This window comes from Mycolicibacterium lacusdiani, from assembly GCF_021916785.1.
Taxonomy (GTDB): Bacteria; Actinomycetota; Actinomycetes; order Mycobacteriales; family Mycobacteriaceae; genus Mycobacterium; species Mycobacterium lacusdiani.
Map to the genome: position 1 here is coordinate 70,643 of NZ_JAKCFC010000003.1, position 15,909 is coordinate 86,551.

Sequence of the window (15,909 nt, forward strand, 5' to 3'; positions counted from 1 at the left end):
CTCCTCAGCCGTCACACCCCGTGACCGCGTCGCCGAGACGCGGCAGGCCCGGATGTTGGTTGCTGGTCGCGATCGTCGCCGTGAGCCTGCTGGTCGCCTCCGATCTCAGGATGCGACCGGACCCTCGGGCCCACACGATCGACGGACCGTTCGCACTGCTGCTCGCAGCGTCGACCGATCTCGGTCCCGCACGTGGTGACCACGTTCAGCTGACCGCCACGCTCCGCCGGGCCGTACAGCCCCTCGCGCTCACCGAATGGGCTGCCGGACACGAACTCTCGGTTCAATGGCGACCCGGCGACGGCTGGGCCGTACTCGAGGGATCGCCGACCGCGGTGGCAGCGGCCTTCGCCGTCGAGGTGCACGACTACCGCGGCAAGCGGGGCCAGGAGTTCTACGCCTCCCCGCAGCAACCGCAGGTGCCGGCATCCCTTCGTCACGAGGTGGCCGAACTCGGCCGGATCCTGAGCTACATGCCGCACAGTATGTCTCGACCGGACCTGCCGCTCGACGTGCCCGACCGCGGGCTCGACCCCACCGCGCTACTCAACACCTACAACGTCACCCCACTGGCCCGCGCCGGATTCACCGGCAAGGGCCAGACGATCGTGATCTTCGCGTTCGACGGCTTCGCCCAGACCGACCTCGACACGTTCACCTCGACGTTCGGGCTCCCGTCGTTCACCCCCGTCGTGGTCGGCGGCCAAGCGGGCAGGCCGCGCGGCGAACTGACGATGGATCTGCAAGTGGCCCACGCCATTGCGCCCGACGCGACCAAGGTCGTCGTCAACGCCAGACCCACCGTCGAGGGCGAGGGCGGTTACGTGAAGATCGGCCAGATGCTCGAGCAGACCGACCGCGACTTCCCCGGTGCCGTCTGGAGCTTCTCCATCGGATGGGGTTGCGACAAACTCCTCACCGCCGCCGATCTGGCGCCGGTGCGCGCAGCGCTGGTGCGCGCACACGGCAACGGGACGAGTTCGTTCAACGCCAGCGGGGATCTCGCCGGACTGGAGTGCCGCGGCGGCGACGACTGGGACTCACCACCCGGCGCATCCGACGTCGGATTGGATTCCGTCGCTTCGCTTCCCGAGATGACCAGCGTCGGCGGCACCACGCTGTCGACCGACTCCGACGGCGGCTGGCTCTCGGAGCAGGCCTGGTTCGACGTGCCACTGTCCCAGGGCACCGGCGGCGGGGTGTCGACGCTGTTCGACGCTCCGCCGTGGCAGCGGGGCATCAACAGCAGCGTCACGCCGGAACGCAACGACGGCAAGCGCATGACACCGGACATCGCGGCGGTCGCCGATCCGTTCACCGGGGTGAAGATCGTGCTCGACGGCAACCTGGTGGTCGGTGGCGGGACGTCGCAGTCTGCCCCGATCTGGTCCGGACTGGCCGCCGTGATGAACCAGTACCTGCTCGCCAACGGCGGCCGCGAGATCGGCGACGCGAACCCCGTGCTGTACCGCATCGCCGCGGGAGCACCGCTGCCCGCCTTCCGCGACGTGACCCTCGGCGGCAACGCCGTCGACACCGCGGGCCCGGGGTACGACCTCGTCAGTGGGCTGGGCACCCCTGACGTCGACAACCTGGTCCGCAACATCCTCATCCTCCAAAGGGCAACCCGATGAGCACAGACGACACCGACGTCCCGACGAGCGGCGACGAACGCCCCACGATGGAGTGCTCGGTCTGCCAGACCGACGTCCCCGCGGGCGACTTCTGCGGGCTCTGCGGGTGCCACCTCGAGGAGCAACCCGGCAACGGCCCGGAATGGCTGCGCATCAGAGCATTCAGCGCCTCCCCGGGCGAGCACCTGCTGACACCGAACATCGTCAGCTCCCTGTTCCCCCACCTGGCCTCGGGATCCCGCACGCCGTTCCTGCTTGGACTGGGCCTGCTCCTGGCCGCGCTGATTGCCGCGACGCTGTTCCGCCTGCCCGCCGCGCTCATCACCGTGTCGTCGTTGGGCCTACCGCTGCTGTTCCTGATCTACCTGCAGGAAGCCAACGTCTACCGCGACATCTCCTCGGCGACGCTGGTGGCCACCGCGGCACTGGGCATCGGCATCGGCGTCGGCTGGGTGCTGCTGACCGGCGAGATGGTCTCGAACGCCTACGACGTCCCCCTCGGTGCCGGTGTGGCCGCGTCCCGACTACTTCGAGACGGACTGGGCGTTCCCATCGGCGGCATGCTGCTGATGATCGTCCCCGCGCTGATCGTCCGGCTCGCACGCCCAGGCACCCGGGAGGCGTTGGATGGCTTCGCGATAGGCGCCCTGGGAGCGCTCATGTGCACCGGCGCGGCCACGCTCACCAGGCTGTCCCCGCAGTTCACGACCGGCATGGTGGCCCGCGCCAGACCGATGGACGGCCTGATGGTCGAGGCGGGCATCCGCGGAATCGCGGTGCCGCTGACCGCGGCATGCGTTGGCGGACTCATCGGTGCGGCGCTTTGGTTCACCAGACCGGCGAACAAGAAGGACCAGCACCGCAACTACGTGCGCCTCGCGCTGTTCCTGATGGGAACCGCGGTCATCGCCCTCTACGGGGGGCTCGGCCTGATCGACGTCGCCCAGGTGTCCCAATTCGTCCAGCTGGCAGTGCATCTCAGCGTCGCAGCACTGGCGCTGCTGCTGCTACGCGTCGGCCTGCACCTTGCGCTGCTGCACGAACAGCACGACGAGATCTTCGACGAGCTGATCCAGTGCCCGCACTGCGGCCACGTCATCCCCGACATGGCGTTCTGCCCGGCCTGTGGTGCCGCGACACACGCCGCGTCGCGGTCGTCGCGGGCTGCTCGTCGTGAACTACGGCCCGTGCGAATCGAACCCAATGCGGGGACGTCGCCGTGACCACCGTCGCCCAGGGCTACTCGTACTACGGCGGCACCTACGAGGTACCCGAACAGCCCAGGCCCTCCCACCGGCACCTCGTCGTCGTGTGGGTACTGGCCATCGCCGTGATCGCTGGCGGCCTCGTCGCGATGTCCGGGGCGATCCAACAGCCGGCGGCCCGCTACGTCTGCCCGCCCGACTGCGGGACCCCGCCGATCGGCGACCCGGTGACGATCAACCCGCGATTCACCGCCGCAGACGGCTCGTTCAGCGTCGCCTACCCGGCGCAGGGCTCCGCCTACGACGTGAAGATGGAACCCGACGGCATCAACGCCGATCTGCTGGTCGGCGACGGCGGCACGCTGCAACTGTTCAGCGAGCCGGCGCGGGGCCGCGCACCACGCGACATCGCCTACGAGTTGGTGCTCGAGTCGATTCCCGACATCAAGACGGCCTACGAGATCCCCAACGCGATGGTCGGCTACCAGCCCGGCTTCGGCGTCGCGGTGGATTGCTGGCCGCAGGGCATGGCCACGAGCTACACCCGGATGCGGGTGCTGATCATGGTGGCGGTGAAGAACGATCTGGCCCTGGTCGCCGCCGCGCTCGGGCCGTACCACGCGTTCGGCCCCGAGTTCGGCTCCGGCAAGCCCTCGGCCGCCAATCTCCAGATCGCGTTGGACATGGGCAAGTACGTCAACAGCTTCACCTGGCGCGGCGACCCCTCGCGCTGAGCGGCCCGGCCCGCTGCTGCGCCGAACTGGAGAGTCACGTCGTGATTCCCGGCGCGCAGCGACGTGACTCTCCAGTTCGGCGGAGTGACCGCCGCCGCACAATGCCAAATGGTGACATTGACCAATGTCACCATTGATGGTGTACTCGTCGGACGGTTCGACCAATGGAGGTCCGAATGCCCGCCACACCGAGCGCGAGCGATCCCGACATACCCATCCGCGGTTCGTTGCGCTCCCGCGGCGCCGCGAAGGTCAGCGGCCTGACGCTCCGCCAGATCAGCGCGGTGCTGCCACCCGAGCGCGCCTGGGGATTGTGGACCTCGCGCCAGATCGTCGCGCGGATCATGGATGCCTTCGGGCCGTCCCTGGCCGGCACCCGCGTCACCCCGGTCGACGTGCGGCTGGCCGACGGCAGGCGCGTGGTCGGCGAATGGGTCCGCGGCGCAGGCGTCGGTGACGCAGAGGAATCCACCCGGGCCATCTACTTCCTGCACGGCAGCGGGTTCGCGCTGTGCTCGCCGCGTACCCACCGCCGCCTCACCGCGTGGCTGTCCAGGCTCACCGGACTGCCGGTGTTCTGCGTCGACTACCGCCTGGCACCCAAGCACCGCTTCCCCGCCGCGGCCGTCGACGTCCGCGCCGGGTGGGATTGGTTGTGTGACGAGCAGGGTTTCGACCCGGCCCAGACCTTGATCGCGGGCGACTCCGCGGGCGGCCACCTCGCCGTCGACCTCCTGCTGCAGCCCGACGTGGCGCACCCGGCGGGCGTCGCACTGTTCTCACCCCTGATCGACCTCACCTTCGGGCTGTCCCGTACGCGCGAGGAACTGCGCCGCGACCCGGCGATTCGTGCCGTCGACGCGGCCAAGCTGGTCGGCTTGTATTGCGCCGGAACTGATCTCACCGACCCGCGGCTCACGCTCGACGTCGCGGCCGGACGGACACTGCCGCCGACGCTGATCCAGGCCGGCGGTGGCGAGATGCTCGTCGCCGACGCGCGCAGGCTCGCCGCGGACGTCGCTGCCGCGGGAGGCGACTGCACGCTCGAGGTGTGGCCCGACCAGGTCCACGTGTTCCAGGCGCTGCCCCGGCTCACCCCCGAGGCCGCCCCGGCGATGCGCCGCGTCGCGGCGTTCGTCGCCGAATCGTGGGCCGACTCGAGCATGGAGCGGGCCGCCGGATGAACGTCTTCGGACGCGGAGGCCCCAAGCGCACCGTCGGAGCCGACGCCGTCATCACCGGCGCGGGCAGCGGCATCGGCGCCGCCTTCGCCCTCGAACTGGCCCGCCGCGGCGGCCGCGTGGTATGCAGTGACCTCGACGAGATCACCGCCGCCGCAACGGCCAAGGCCATCATCGACGCAGGCGGCTCGGCCACCTCCGTGCGGTGCGATGTCTCCCAGATCGACGACGTCACCGCACTCGCCGCACATGCGACCGACTGGTTCGGCGGGGCGCCATCGCTCGTCGTCAACAACGCAGGCGTCGGCGCGGGCGGCACGCCCATCGGCGAGGCGACCCTCGACGACTGGAACTGGGTGCTCGGCATCAACCTGTGGGGACCGATCCACGGCTGCCACGTCTTCGCACCGATCCTGCGTGCCGACGATTCCCGGCGACCGCGCGGCATCATCAACGTCGCCTCCGCGGCCGCGTTCGGCGCCGCACCCGGCATGGCCGCCTACAACGTCAGCAAGGCAGGCGTGCTGTCCCTGTCGGAGACGCTTGCCGCCGAACTGTCCGGCACCGGGATCGGCGTCACCGCGCTGTGCCCGACGTTCGTCAAGACCGGCATCGTCGAATCAGGCCGCATCACAGCCCAATCCACCCAGCTGGCCGACCGGTTGATGCGCCTGACCGGCTTCAGTCCCGAGCGGGTCGCCCGCACGTGCCTGGACACCCACGACCGCGGCGGCCTCTACTGCATGCCGCAGCCCGACGCCAGGATCGGCTGGGGCATCAAGCGATTCACCCCGACGGTGTACACCCGTGCCGTCGGACTGACCACCCGCGTGACGACTTCCTAGGAGGCCCTGATGGCTATCGACATGGACATGATGTTGGCGAAGATCAAGGACAGGCAGTGGGCGCTGGCCGACATCGACTGGGACGCACCCGGCGCCGAGACCATCAGCGACGAGTTCCGGCCCAAGCTCAAGGCCTTCATGGCCGACCTCTGCTGGATCGAGAACGTGGGTGCACGCGGGTTCGCCGCACTCGCCAAGAAGGCGCCGACGCCGACGCTGGCCGAGATCTACCGCTACTTTCACGCCGAGGAGCAGCGGCACGCCAATGCCGAACTCGCGCTGATGAAGCGGTGGGGCATGCTGGACGACGGCGAGATGCCGGAACCGAACGTCAACATCCGGCTGGCCATCCAGTGGCTGGACCGCTATGCCGACGACATGTCACTGTCCGTGCTCGGCACCGTGATCCCCATGCTGGAGGTGGCGCTCGACGGCGCGCTGCTCAAGTTCCTGCTCGACGAGGTCCACGATCCCGTCTGTCATCAGGTGTTCGAGAAGATCAACAACGACGAATCCCGCCACATCGCAGTGGACTTCGAGGTACTCAACCTCATCGGCCACGCGAAGGCGCGCAAGCTCGCCGTCGACTTCGTCGGCAGCTTCGCCACTCCCGGCCTGATCATCGGGATGATCATGTACGTGCCGCTGCTCAACCGGATGCGGAACAACATCGTCGACATGGGTCTGGAACCCGAACGGCTCTACAAGGCGATGATGCGGTTCAAGGACCTCGGTGGGCGCGCCGAGTACACCTGGCGTGTACCGACTTATCAGATGCTCAAGCTCCACGCACGCATGGTGGTCAAACCCGACAACCCCTACCACTGGATCGCCAACCCCATGGTGTGGGCCTCGGATCGCTACCCCAAGAAGCTCTTGAGCCCCATCCCGTCATGGTTCAAGGAACTCACCCACGAGCCGGCGGCCTGACGTGGCGACACGGGGCTCCACCGGGATCCACGACACGCTCATCGTCGGTAGCGGCTTCTCCGGCATCGGCGCGGCGATCAAGCTGACTCAGGCGGGCGTCGACGACCTCGTGATCGTCGAGCGCGAGCACCGCGTGGGCGGTACCTGGCGGGACAACACGTATCCCGGTGCAGCGTGCGACATCCCGTCGCTGCTCTACTCGTTCTCGTTCGTGCCGAACCCGACGTGGTCGCGGGCCTACTCCCCCGCCGAGGAGATCCAACGGCACATCGAGGACATGGTCGACCAGTTCGACCTCCGGCGCCGCATACACTTCGGCGTCGAGGTCAACGGCCTCGAGTTCGACGAGGACCTCGGCATCTGGGACGTCCGGACCACCGGCGGGCAGACCTACCGCGCCCGCACCGTCGTGCTCGCATCCGGGCCGCTGCCCGACCACGACTGGCCCGACATCCGTGGGCTCGACACCTACGAGGGCACCAAGATCCACAGCGCCCGCTGGGACCACGACTACGACTTCACCGGCAAGCGGGTCGCCGTGATCGGCACCGGCGCCAGTGCGGTGCAGATCGTGCCCGAACTCGTGAAGCAGGCCGACTTCGTCAAGGTCTTCCAACGCACCCCGGGCTGGGTGATGCCGCGCCTGGACCTCGCGACACCCGCCACGGCGCAGAGCGTGTTCGCCAAGGTCCCTGCCGTGCAACGCATTGCGAGGGGTGCGCTGTACTGGGGACACGAGGCCAGCGCGACCGCACTGGTGTGGAACTCGCCGCTCACCGGCGTGGTCAAGCGGATCAGCAAGGCGCACCTGAAACGGCAGGTTCAGGACCCGTGGCTACGTCGCCAACTCACGCCCGACTTCACCCCCGGGTGCAAGCGGATCCTGATCTCCAACGACTACTACCCCGCGTTGCAACGCGACAACTGCAAGCTGATCGACTGGCCGATCGCCACGATCAGCCCCGTCGGCATCCGCACCAGCGACGGCATCGAGCACCACCTCGACGCCATCGTCTTCGCCACGGGGTACGACGTCCACCTCACCGGTCCGCCATACCCGGTGACCGGCCGCGGCGGCCGCACGATGGCGCAGGACTGGGCGGGTGGCGCGCAGGCCTACAAGAGCATCAACGCCCACGGCTACCCGAACCTGTTCCTGATGACCGGCCCGAACTCCGGGCCGGGCCACAATTCGCTGCTCGTGTTCGTCGAAGGCCAGATCGACTACGCCGTCGCAGGCATCACCAGGATCCTGCGCGACGACCTGCGCTTCCTCGACGTCAGGGAGGACGTGCAGCGCAGGCACAACGAGGTCATCCAGCGCCGGCTGACGAAGACGACGTGGATGAGCGGGTGCAGCAGTTGGTACCTGACACCCGACGGGTTCAACGCCTCGATGTACCCGGGATTCGCTACGCAGTATCTTCGACAGATGCGTGACTTCCGGTTCGGCGACTACGACGCGGTGCCGCGGGACGCGGCGAGTCCCGCACCCGGCGACGTGCGCGCCCGCCGATCCGGTGGAGCAGTCATGTCATCTGCCTGACGTGTCCGCCAAGCAGCCGCGGCAGCAGGCGGGCGCCATCTCGACGATCCTGAACGGGCTTCGACGGGCGCCGCGCCAGATCCGGCGCGGGTCGCGCGACGTCATCGAGAACGCGGTGTCGCAACTGTTCGACGCCGCGGTTCAACCGCACGGCATCGAGGCGTCCGGCGAGTACCGGATCGAGGAGCTGGCGCGGCTGGCGGGCACCACCACGCGCAACATCCGCGTGTACCGCGACCGTGGGCTGCTGCACCCGCCGCTGCGCGTCGGGCGGATCGCGCTGTTCAACGACACTCACCTGACCCGGTTGCGGCTCATCACCTCGATGCTCGACCGCGGCTACAACATCGCCCACGTGCACGAGATGCTCTCGGCCTGGGAGCAGGGCAAGGATCTCGGCGACATGCTGGGCCTCGAGTCCGCCATCGCGGGCACCTGGGCCACCGAGCGGCCCGAGCGCATGACCGAGGACGACGCACGCAGCCTGGTCGACGACGATGCGGCGTTCGAGCGGATGCTGGGCAACGGCGTCATCAAGCGTGACGCCGAGCACGACGGTCAGGTCACCGTGGTGCGCCCACAGCTGATCGAGATCTTCAACGAGATCCGGCAGTACGGCGTCGCGACCGACAAGCTCGTCGACCTGCACGAGCAGATCGAGCCGCTGGCCGACCAGATCAGCGCCCTGCTGGTGCAGGCGGGCGTCGAGCACGTCGTCGACCGGATCAAGCCCGGCGCCGAGCTGCCGCCGGATACCGAAGTGGCCGAACTGATCACAATGCTGGTGCGGTTCCGCACCCAGGCGGTCAGCGCGGTCACCGCGACGCTGGCGTTCTCGATCGAGACGACGATCGAGTCGGCCGTCAGCCAGATCCTCGGCGACTACATCGCCAAGGCGGCCGACTCCGAAGCCGACTGAGTCCCTTCCCCCGGTCGCTTCGCTCCTGCCCGCCGGGCGCTACTCCCACTCGATCGTGCCGGGCGGCTTGCTCGTCACGTCGAGCACCACCCGGTTGACCTCGCGCACCTCGTTGGTGATGCGCGTCGAGATGCGTTCCAGCACTTCGTAGGGCACCCGGGTCCAGTCCGCCGTCATCGCGTCCTCACTGGACACCGGACGCAGCACGATGGGATGCCCGTAGGTGCGGCCGTCGCCCTGCACGCCGACTGATCGGACGTCGGCCAGCAGCACTACCGGGCACTGCCAGATCTGCCCGTCGAGACCAGCCGCGGTGAGTTCCTCGCGCGCGATCGCGTCGGCGCGGCGCAGCGTCTCGAGCCGTGACGCGGTGACCTCGCCGACGATGCGGATGCCGAGCCCGGGACCCGGAAACGGCTGTCGCCCAATGATGTCCTCCGGCAGCCCGAGTTCGCGGCCGACGGCGCGGACCTCGTCCTTGAACAGCAACCGCAGCGGCTCCACTAGCCGGAACTTCAAGTCGTCGGGCAGCCCGCCGACGTTGTGGTGGCTCTTGATGTTGGCAGTGCCAGAGCCGCCGCCGGATTCGACGACGTCGGGGTAGAGCGTGCCCTGCACCAGGAAGTCGACCTCGCCATGACCGTCGGACACGATGTCGCGCACCGCGCCCTCGAACGCCCGGATGAACTCCCGGCCGATGATCTTGCGCTTGCCTTCGGGGTTGGTGACGCCGGTGAGCGCCTCGAGGAACCGGTCGGCCACGTCCACCGTCACCAGGTTCGCGCCGGTCGATGCGACGAAGTCGCGCTGCACCTGACCGCGTTCGCCTGCCCGCAGCAGACCGTGGTCGACGAACACGCACGTCAATCGGTCGCCGATGGCCCGCTGCACCAGTGCTGCGGCCACCGCCGAATCGACGCCGCCGGACAGACCGCAGATGGCCCGCCCGTCGCCGACCTGGGCGCGCACCTGCTCGACGAGGGCGTCGGCGATGTTGGCCGCAGTCCACGTCGCGCCGATGCCTGCGAAGTCGTGCAGGAAGCGGCTGAGGATCTGCTGGCCGTGCGGCGTGTGCAGGACCTCGGGGTGGTACTGCACCCCGGCGAGCCGACGGGCACGGTTCTCGAACGCCGCGACCGGCGCACCGGCGCTGGTCGCGACGACGTCGAACCCCTCGGGCGCCTCGGTCACCGCGTCGCCATGGCTCATCCACACCGGTTGCGTCTCAGGCAGATCCGAGTGCAGCGAGCCGCCGGCCACCGACAGCTCGGTGCGCCCGTACTCGCTGGTGCCGGTGTGCGCGACGGTGCCGCCCAGCGCCTGCGCCATGGCCTGGAAGCCATAGCAGATGCCGAACACCGGGACGCCGATGTCGAACACGGCCGGGTCGAGTTGCGGTGCGCCCTCGGCATACACGCTCGCCGGACCGCCGGAGAGCACGATCGCCTGCGGATCGCGGGCCTTGATCTCGTCGATGGTCGCGCTGTGCGGGATCACCTCGGAGTACACCCGCGCCTCGCGGACCCGCCGTGCGATCAGCTGCGCGTACTGCGCACCGAAGTCGACCACCAGAACGGGACGTGGCGATGAAGGAACATCAGGGTCCGGAGCCGTTTCCACCGGGCCAGTCTAGTGGCGGCGCGAGCCCGACCCGTCAGCCCGCCGAGCTGACGGGTTCGATGGGCAGCCGACGCAGCGCCGCGGGAGCGTGCTCGGGCACCACGGGGCGCACCGGCGGGATCGGATCGAGCCGGCGGTAGGGCTCACCCTGGCTGGGCCGCAGGTCTTCCTCGCCCTTGTTCGGCCACAGCGCTGCGGCGCGCTCGGCCTGGGCGGTGATGGTCAGCGACGGGTTCACGCCGAGGTTGGCCGACACCGAGGCACCGTCGACCACGTAGAGCGTCGGGTAGTTGTACACCCGCTGGTAGGGGTCGATCACGCCGTGCGCGGCGTCGCTGCCGATGGCGGCACCTCCGAGGAAGTGTGCGGTCAGCGGGATGTTGAACAACTCGCCCCAGGTTCCGCCCGCGACGCCGTCGATCTTCTTGGCGATGCGCCGGGTCACCTCGTTGCCCACCGGGATCCACGTGGGGTTCGGCTGGCCGTGGCCCTGCTTGCTCAGATACCGGCGCACGCCGAACCTGTTGCGCTTGGTGTACGTGGTGATCGAGTTGTCGAGGTTCTGCATGACGAGCGCGATCATCGTGCGCTCACTCCAGCGGCGCGGATTGAGCAGGCGCATCGTGCCGCGCGGGTCGGACTTGGCGGACTGGATCAACTGCTTCCACCGCGGCACGCCGGAACCGTCGGGCAGCAGACCGTCGGTCATCAGCGTCTGCAGCAGCCCCATCGCGTTCGAGCCCTTGCCGTAGCGGCACGGCTCGATGTGGGTGTCCTCGGACGGGTGGATCGACGACGTGATGGCGACACCGTGGGTCAGGTCCAGGTCGTCGCGCACGCGCAGCCGTCCCGCGCCGACGATCGACTCGGAGTTGGTGCGGGTCAGCACGCCGAGCTTCTCCGACAGCTCCGGCAGCCGGCCGGTGTCGCGCAGCTTGAACAGCAGCTTCTGCGTGCCGTAGGTACCGCCGGCGACGATGACCTGCGCGGCGGTGTACGTGGTCTTCTTCCTGCGGACCCAGCGTCCCGTCCGGACCGTGTGCACCTTCCACGACCCGTCGGGCTGCGGTTCCAGGTCGTTGACGGTGGTCATGGGAATCACGTCGGCGCCTGCGGTTTCCGCGAGCCCGAGGTAGTTCTTCAGCAGCGTGTTCTTGGCGCCGTAGCGACAGCCCGTCATGCAGGAACCGCACTCGATGCATCCCGTGCGCTCCGGTCCGACGCCGCCGAAGTAGGGGTCGGGGACGCGCTTGCCTGGGGTCTTTTCGCCGTCGGGGCCGAAGAACACGCCGACGGGGGTCGGGACGAAGGTGTGGCCGACGCCCATGTCGTCGGCGACTTCCTTCATGATCCGGTCGGCGTCGGTGAAGGTCGGGTTGGTGACGACGCCGAGCATGCGCTTGGCCTGCTCGTAGTGCGGCATCAACTCTTCGCGCCAGTCGGTGATGTCGCGCCACTGCCCGTCCTTGAAGAACGGTTCGTTCGGCACGTAGAGGGTGTTGGCGTAGTTCAGCGATCCGCCGCCGACACCCGCACCCGCCAGGATCATCACGTTGCGGAGCAGGTGGATGCGCTGGATGCCGTACATCCCGAACTGCGGCGCCCACAGGAACTTGCGCAGGTTCCACGACGTCTTCGCGAACTCGGCGTCGGCGAACCGCCTGCCCGCTTCGAGTACGCCGACCCGGTAACCCTTCTCGGTTAGTCGGAGTGCACTCACACTGCCACCGAAGCCGGAGCCGATGATCAGGACGTCGTAGTCATGAGCCATTCCGACATTATGAACTTACCGACGGGTAACGTGCTAGACAGGTGACCCTAAGTTGTAAAGAAAGTCGGGTATCGGCGCTGGCCACGCGCGCGCATGATCGGGCACTGGCCGCGAACGTGACGCTGGAGTGACGGTCGCGCGCCGACGCGACGCTGGCGTCACGTTCGGCCCCCTGGGTCCTGAAGAGGCGCCTAGCTCCCGACGGTCAGGCCGACCTTCTGGAATTCCTTGAGGTCGCAGTAACCGGCCTTGGCCATCGCGCGGCGCAGCCCGCCGACGAGGTTGAGCGAACCGAACGGGTCGTCGGACGGGCCGGTCAGCACCTGCTGCAGCGACGGCCGCTCCCCCTCGACCACCTCGAGCATCGCGCCGCGCGGCAGCGACGGGTGGGCTGCCGCCGACGGCCAGAACCAGCCGCCGCCGAGCGCTTCCGCGGCGACCGCGAGCGGAGTGCCGAGCACCACCGCGTCCGCACCGCATGCGATGGCCTTCGCGAGGTCGCCCGAGGTGTGAATGTCGCCGTCGGCGAGCACGTGGACGTACCGGCCGCCGGTCTCGTCGAGGTATTCGCGGCGCGCGGCCGCGGCGTCGGCGATCGCGGTCGCCATCGGCACGCTGATGCCCAGCACCTCGTCGCTGGTGGTGACGCCCGCCGTCGACCCGTACCCGACGATCACGCCTGCGGCGCCCGTGCGCATGAGGTGCAGCGCCGTTCGATGGTCCAGCACACCACCGGCGACCACGGGCACGTCCAGCTCGGAGATGAACGTCTTGAGGTTCAGCGGCTCACCGACGCCGTGATCCTGGGCAACGCGCTCCGCGGAGATGATCGTGCCCTGAATGACGAGCAGGTCGATGCCTGCCGAGACGAGTGCCGGGGTGAGTGCCTGCGCGTTCTGCGGGCTGACCCGGACGGCCGTGGTGACACCGGCCTCGCGGATCCTCGACACCGCGGCGCCGAGCAGTTCGGGGTCCAGCGGCGCCGCGTGCAGCTGCTGCAGCAGACGGATGGCGGCCGACCCGTCGTCGGGCTCCTTGGCCGCGGTCTCGATGACCTGGAGGACCTTCGCCTCGACGTCGGCATGCCTGCCGATCAGGCCCTCGCCGTTGAGGACGCCGAGACCGCCCTGCCTGCCCATCTCGATCGCGAACTCGACCGACACCAGCGCGTCGGTCGGGTGGGCGACGACCGGGATCTCGAACCGGTAGGCGTCGAGTTGCCAACTCGTCGACACGTCCTGCGACGAGCGCGTCCGACGCGACGGGACGATGTTGATGTCCCCGAGTTCATAGGTGCGACGGGCAGTCCTGCCCATGCCGATTTCGACCATGTCACGCATGACGGTGCCGTCTTCCTGTCAGCTCTTCAGATTTCGCGCGGGCGGTTAGCGCGCGTAGTAGTTGGGCGCCTCGACGGTCATCGCGATGTCGTGCGGGTGGCTCTCCTTGAGACCGGCCGCGGTGATCTGCACGAACTGCGCCTGCTGCAACTGCTCGATGGTGGCCGAGCCGGTATACCCCATCGCGGCGCGCAACCCGCCGGTGAGCTGGTGGACGACCGTGGCGAGGGGGCCGCGGAACGGAACCCTCCCCTCGATGCCCTCGGGTACCAGCTTGTCCTCGCTCAGCACGTCGTCCTGGAAGTAGCGGTCCTTCGAGAAGCTCTTCTGCGCGCCCCGGTTCTGCATGGCGCCCAGCGAGCCCATGCCGCGGTAGCTCTTGAACTGCTTGCCGTTGACGAAGACCAGCTCGCCGGGGGCCTCGGCGGTTCCCGCGAGCAGCGACCCGAGCATGGCGGTCGACGCTCCCGCGGCCAGCGCCTTGGCGATGTCACCGGAGTACTGAAGCCCGCCGTCGGCGATCACCGGCACGCCCGAGGGCGAGCAGGCGGCGACGGCTTCGAGGATCGCGGTGATCTGCGGTGCGCCGACACCCGCGACGACGCGGGTCGTGCAGATCGAGCCCGGGCCGACGCCGACCTTGACGGCGTCGGCACCGGCCGAGACCAGCGCGGCGGCCGCGGAGCGGGTCGCGACGTTGCCGCCGATCACGTCGACGCGATCGCCGCACATCTTCTTGACCCAGGACACCATGTCGAGCACACCGCGGTTGTGGGCGTGGGCGGTGTCGACGATCAGCACGTCGACGCCCGCATCGGCCAGCGTCATCGCGCGCTCACGGGCGTCGCCGCCGACGCCGACGGCCGCACCGACCAGTAGCCGTCCGTCACTGTCCTTGGTGGCGAGCGGGAACTGCTCGGTCTTGACGAAGTCCTTGACCGTGATCAGCCCGGTCAGCTTGCCGTGTCCGTCGACGATCGGCAGCTTCTCGATCTTGTGGCGCCGCAGCAGACCAAGCGCGGCCTCGGCGGAGACGCCTTCCTGCGCGGTGATCAACGGGGCCTTGGTCATCACCTCGGCGACCGGCTTGCTGGTGTCGACCTCGAAGCGCATGTCGCGGTTGGTGATGATGCCGACGAGCGCGCCGTGATCGTCGACGACCGGCAGGCCCGAGATGTGGAACCGCGCGCACATCGCGTCGACCTCGGCCAGCGTGTTGGTCGGCGAGCACGTCACGGGGTTGGTCACCATGCCGGCCTCGGACCGCTTCACGGTCTCGACCTGGGCGGCCTGCTCGGCGACCGGCAGGTTGCGATGCAACACGCCCATGCCGCCGGCGCGGGCCATGGCGATGGCCATGCGCGACTCCGTGACGGTGTCCATCGCCGAACTCACCAGCGGCACCCGCAGGCGGATTCGCTTGGTCAGTTGGCTGGAGGTGTCGGCGTTGGCGGGCACGACGTCGGACGCGGCCGGCAGCAGCAGGACGTCGTCGAACGTCAGACCGAGCATGGCCACCTTCGTGGGGTCGTCACCCCCGGTCGGCACAGGAACGGTGAGGGGAAGGCTGCTTTCAGCGATCGACATGGGGTTGGCCTCCCGGAAGGCGCGGCGCGGAAAAGTCGTCAAGTGACCATCCTATCGGGACCAGCGGCGGTCATCCGGTTCACGCCCCGTCGGGACCACGTAATCCGTGCAGGACACGTGCCGTGGAACGGCCCGCACCGCTGGCGCGATGCCCGCGGGCCTGCGTACTGTGGAACCGTGCGTGACCACCTGCCACCGGGTTTGCCGCCCGATCCGTTCGCCGACGACCCGTGTGATCCGTCAGCGGCGCTCGACGCGATCGAGCCAGGACAGCCGCTGGATCCGCAGGAACGCATAGCCGTCGAAGCGGACCTGGCCGATTTGGCCGTGTACGAGGCCCTCCTGGCGCACAAGGGCATTCGCGGGCTCGTCGTCTGCTGCGACGAGTGCCAGCAGGACCACTACCACGACTGGGACATGCTGCGCGCCAACCTGCTGCAGCTGCTCGTCGACGGCACCGTCCGTCCGCACGAACCGGCTTACGATCCCGAGCCGGACGCGTACGTCACGTGGGATTACTGCCGCGGCTACGCCGACGCCTCGCTCAACGAGGCCACGTCGTCGGATTCCGACGGCTATCGCTGACGGCGTAAACCG

The 15,909-nt window shown here is 68.8% G+C and carries 13 protein-coding genes; 9 read left to right on the forward strand and 4 right to left on the reverse strand.

The window, feature by feature from the left end; all coding sequences use genetic code 11:
• The first annotated feature begins 110 nt into the window (after positions 1-110).
• The 8 genes from LOK44_RS10040 (at position 111) to LOK44_RS10075 (ending at position 8,994) form a co-directional block, all read left to right on the forward strand.
• On the forward strand, positions 111-1,634 hold the full coding sequence (locus LOK44_RS10040; RefSeq protein ID WP_237570569.1) for a S53 family peptidase: 1,524 nt from the start codon (positions 111-113) through the stop codon (positions 1,632-1,634).
• Complete coding sequence (locus LOK44_RS10045) at positions 1,631-2,857, forward strand: zinc ribbon domain-containing protein (protein ID WP_237569869.1); 1,227 nt, start codon at positions 1,631-1,633, stop codon at positions 2,855-2,857. The genes LOK44_RS10040 and LOK44_RS10045 overlap by 4 nt, the downstream gene beginning before the upstream one ends.
• A complete protein-coding gene (locus tag LOK44_RS10050) occupies positions 2,854-3,573 on the forward strand; it encodes a hypothetical protein (RefSeq protein WP_237569870.1) in 720 nt (239 codons plus the stop codon). Before LOK44_RS10045 ends, LOK44_RS10050 begins: the two co-directional genes overlap by 4 nt.
• A gap of 176 nt (positions 3,574-3,749) precedes the next feature.
• Positions 3,750-4,757 carry an alpha/beta hydrolase gene (locus LOK44_RS10055; RefSeq protein ID WP_237569871.1) on the forward strand — a complete coding sequence of 336 codons (1,008 nt, stop codon included), beginning with the start codon at positions 3,750-3,752 and terminating at the stop codon, positions 4,755-4,757.
• The gene (locus LOK44_RS10060; protein ID WP_237569872.1) at positions 4,754-5,599 is read left to right on the forward strand and encodes an SDR family NAD(P)-dependent oxidoreductase; all 846 of its coding nucleotides are present in this window, start codon (positions 4,754-4,756) and stop codon (positions 5,597-5,599) included. The genes LOK44_RS10055 and LOK44_RS10060 overlap by 4 nt, the downstream gene beginning before the upstream one ends.
• A 9-nt stretch (positions 5,600-5,608) precedes the next feature.
• The gene (locus LOK44_RS10065; protein WP_237569873.1) at positions 5,609-6,529 is read left to right on the forward strand and encodes a ferritin-like domain-containing protein; all 921 of its coding nucleotides are present in this window, start codon (positions 5,609-5,611) and stop codon (positions 6,527-6,529) included.
• A 1-nt stretch (position 6,530) separates the two neighbouring features.
• Positions 6,531-8,075, forward strand: a complete 1,545-nt coding sequence (locus LOK44_RS10070; RefSeq protein WP_237569874.1) for a flavin-containing monooxygenase — start codon at positions 6,531-6,533, stop codon at positions 8,073-8,075.
• A gap of 1 nt (position 8,076) precedes the next feature.
• Positions 8,077-8,994: a MerR family transcriptional regulator gene (locus LOK44_RS10075; protein WP_372481213.1), complete on the forward strand. Its 918-nt coding sequence runs from the start codon at positions 8,077-8,079 to the stop codon at positions 8,992-8,994.
• 39 nt (positions 8,995-9,033) lie between these two features.
• Here the strand turns inward: LOK44_RS10075 and guaA are convergent, their stop codons facing one another.
• The 4 genes from guaA to guaB all read right to left on the reverse strand — a co-directional run bounded on the left by guaA (position 9,034) and on the right by guaB (position 15,312).
• Positions 9,034-10,614: a glutamine-hydrolyzing GMP synthase gene (guaA, locus tag LOK44_RS10080; protein ID WP_237569875.1), complete on the reverse strand. Its 1,581-nt coding sequence runs from the start codon at positions 10,612-10,614 to the stop codon at positions 9,034-9,036.
• A 34-nt stretch (positions 10,615-10,648) separates the two neighbouring features.
• The gene (locus LOK44_RS10085) at positions 10,649-12,385 is read right to left on the reverse strand and encodes an FAD-dependent oxidoreductase (RefSeq protein WP_237569876.1); all 1,737 of its coding nucleotides are present in this window, start codon (positions 12,383-12,385) and stop codon (positions 10,649-10,651) included.
• Between the two features lie 191 nt (positions 12,386-12,576).
• The gene (locus LOK44_RS10090) at positions 12,577-13,725 is read right to left on the reverse strand and encodes a GuaB3 family IMP dehydrogenase-related protein (RefSeq protein WP_237569877.1); all 1,149 of its coding nucleotides are present in this window, start codon (positions 13,723-13,725) and stop codon (positions 12,577-12,579) included.
• Between the two features lie 45 nt (positions 13,726-13,770).
• Positions 13,771-15,312 carry an IMP dehydrogenase gene (guaB, locus tag LOK44_RS10095; protein ID WP_237570571.1) on the reverse strand — a complete coding sequence of 514 codons (1,542 nt, stop codon included), beginning with the start codon at positions 15,310-15,312 and terminating at the stop codon, positions 13,771-13,773.
• Between the two features lie 177 nt (positions 15,313-15,489).
• On the opposite strand from guaB, the gene LOK44_RS10100 reads away from it, so the two are divergent.
• Entirely contained in the window at positions 15,490-15,897 is a 408-nt protein-coding gene (locus LOK44_RS10100) for a DUF5319 domain-containing protein (protein ID WP_163918866.1), read from the forward strand.
• Positions 15,898-15,909 lie beyond the last annotated feature (12 nt).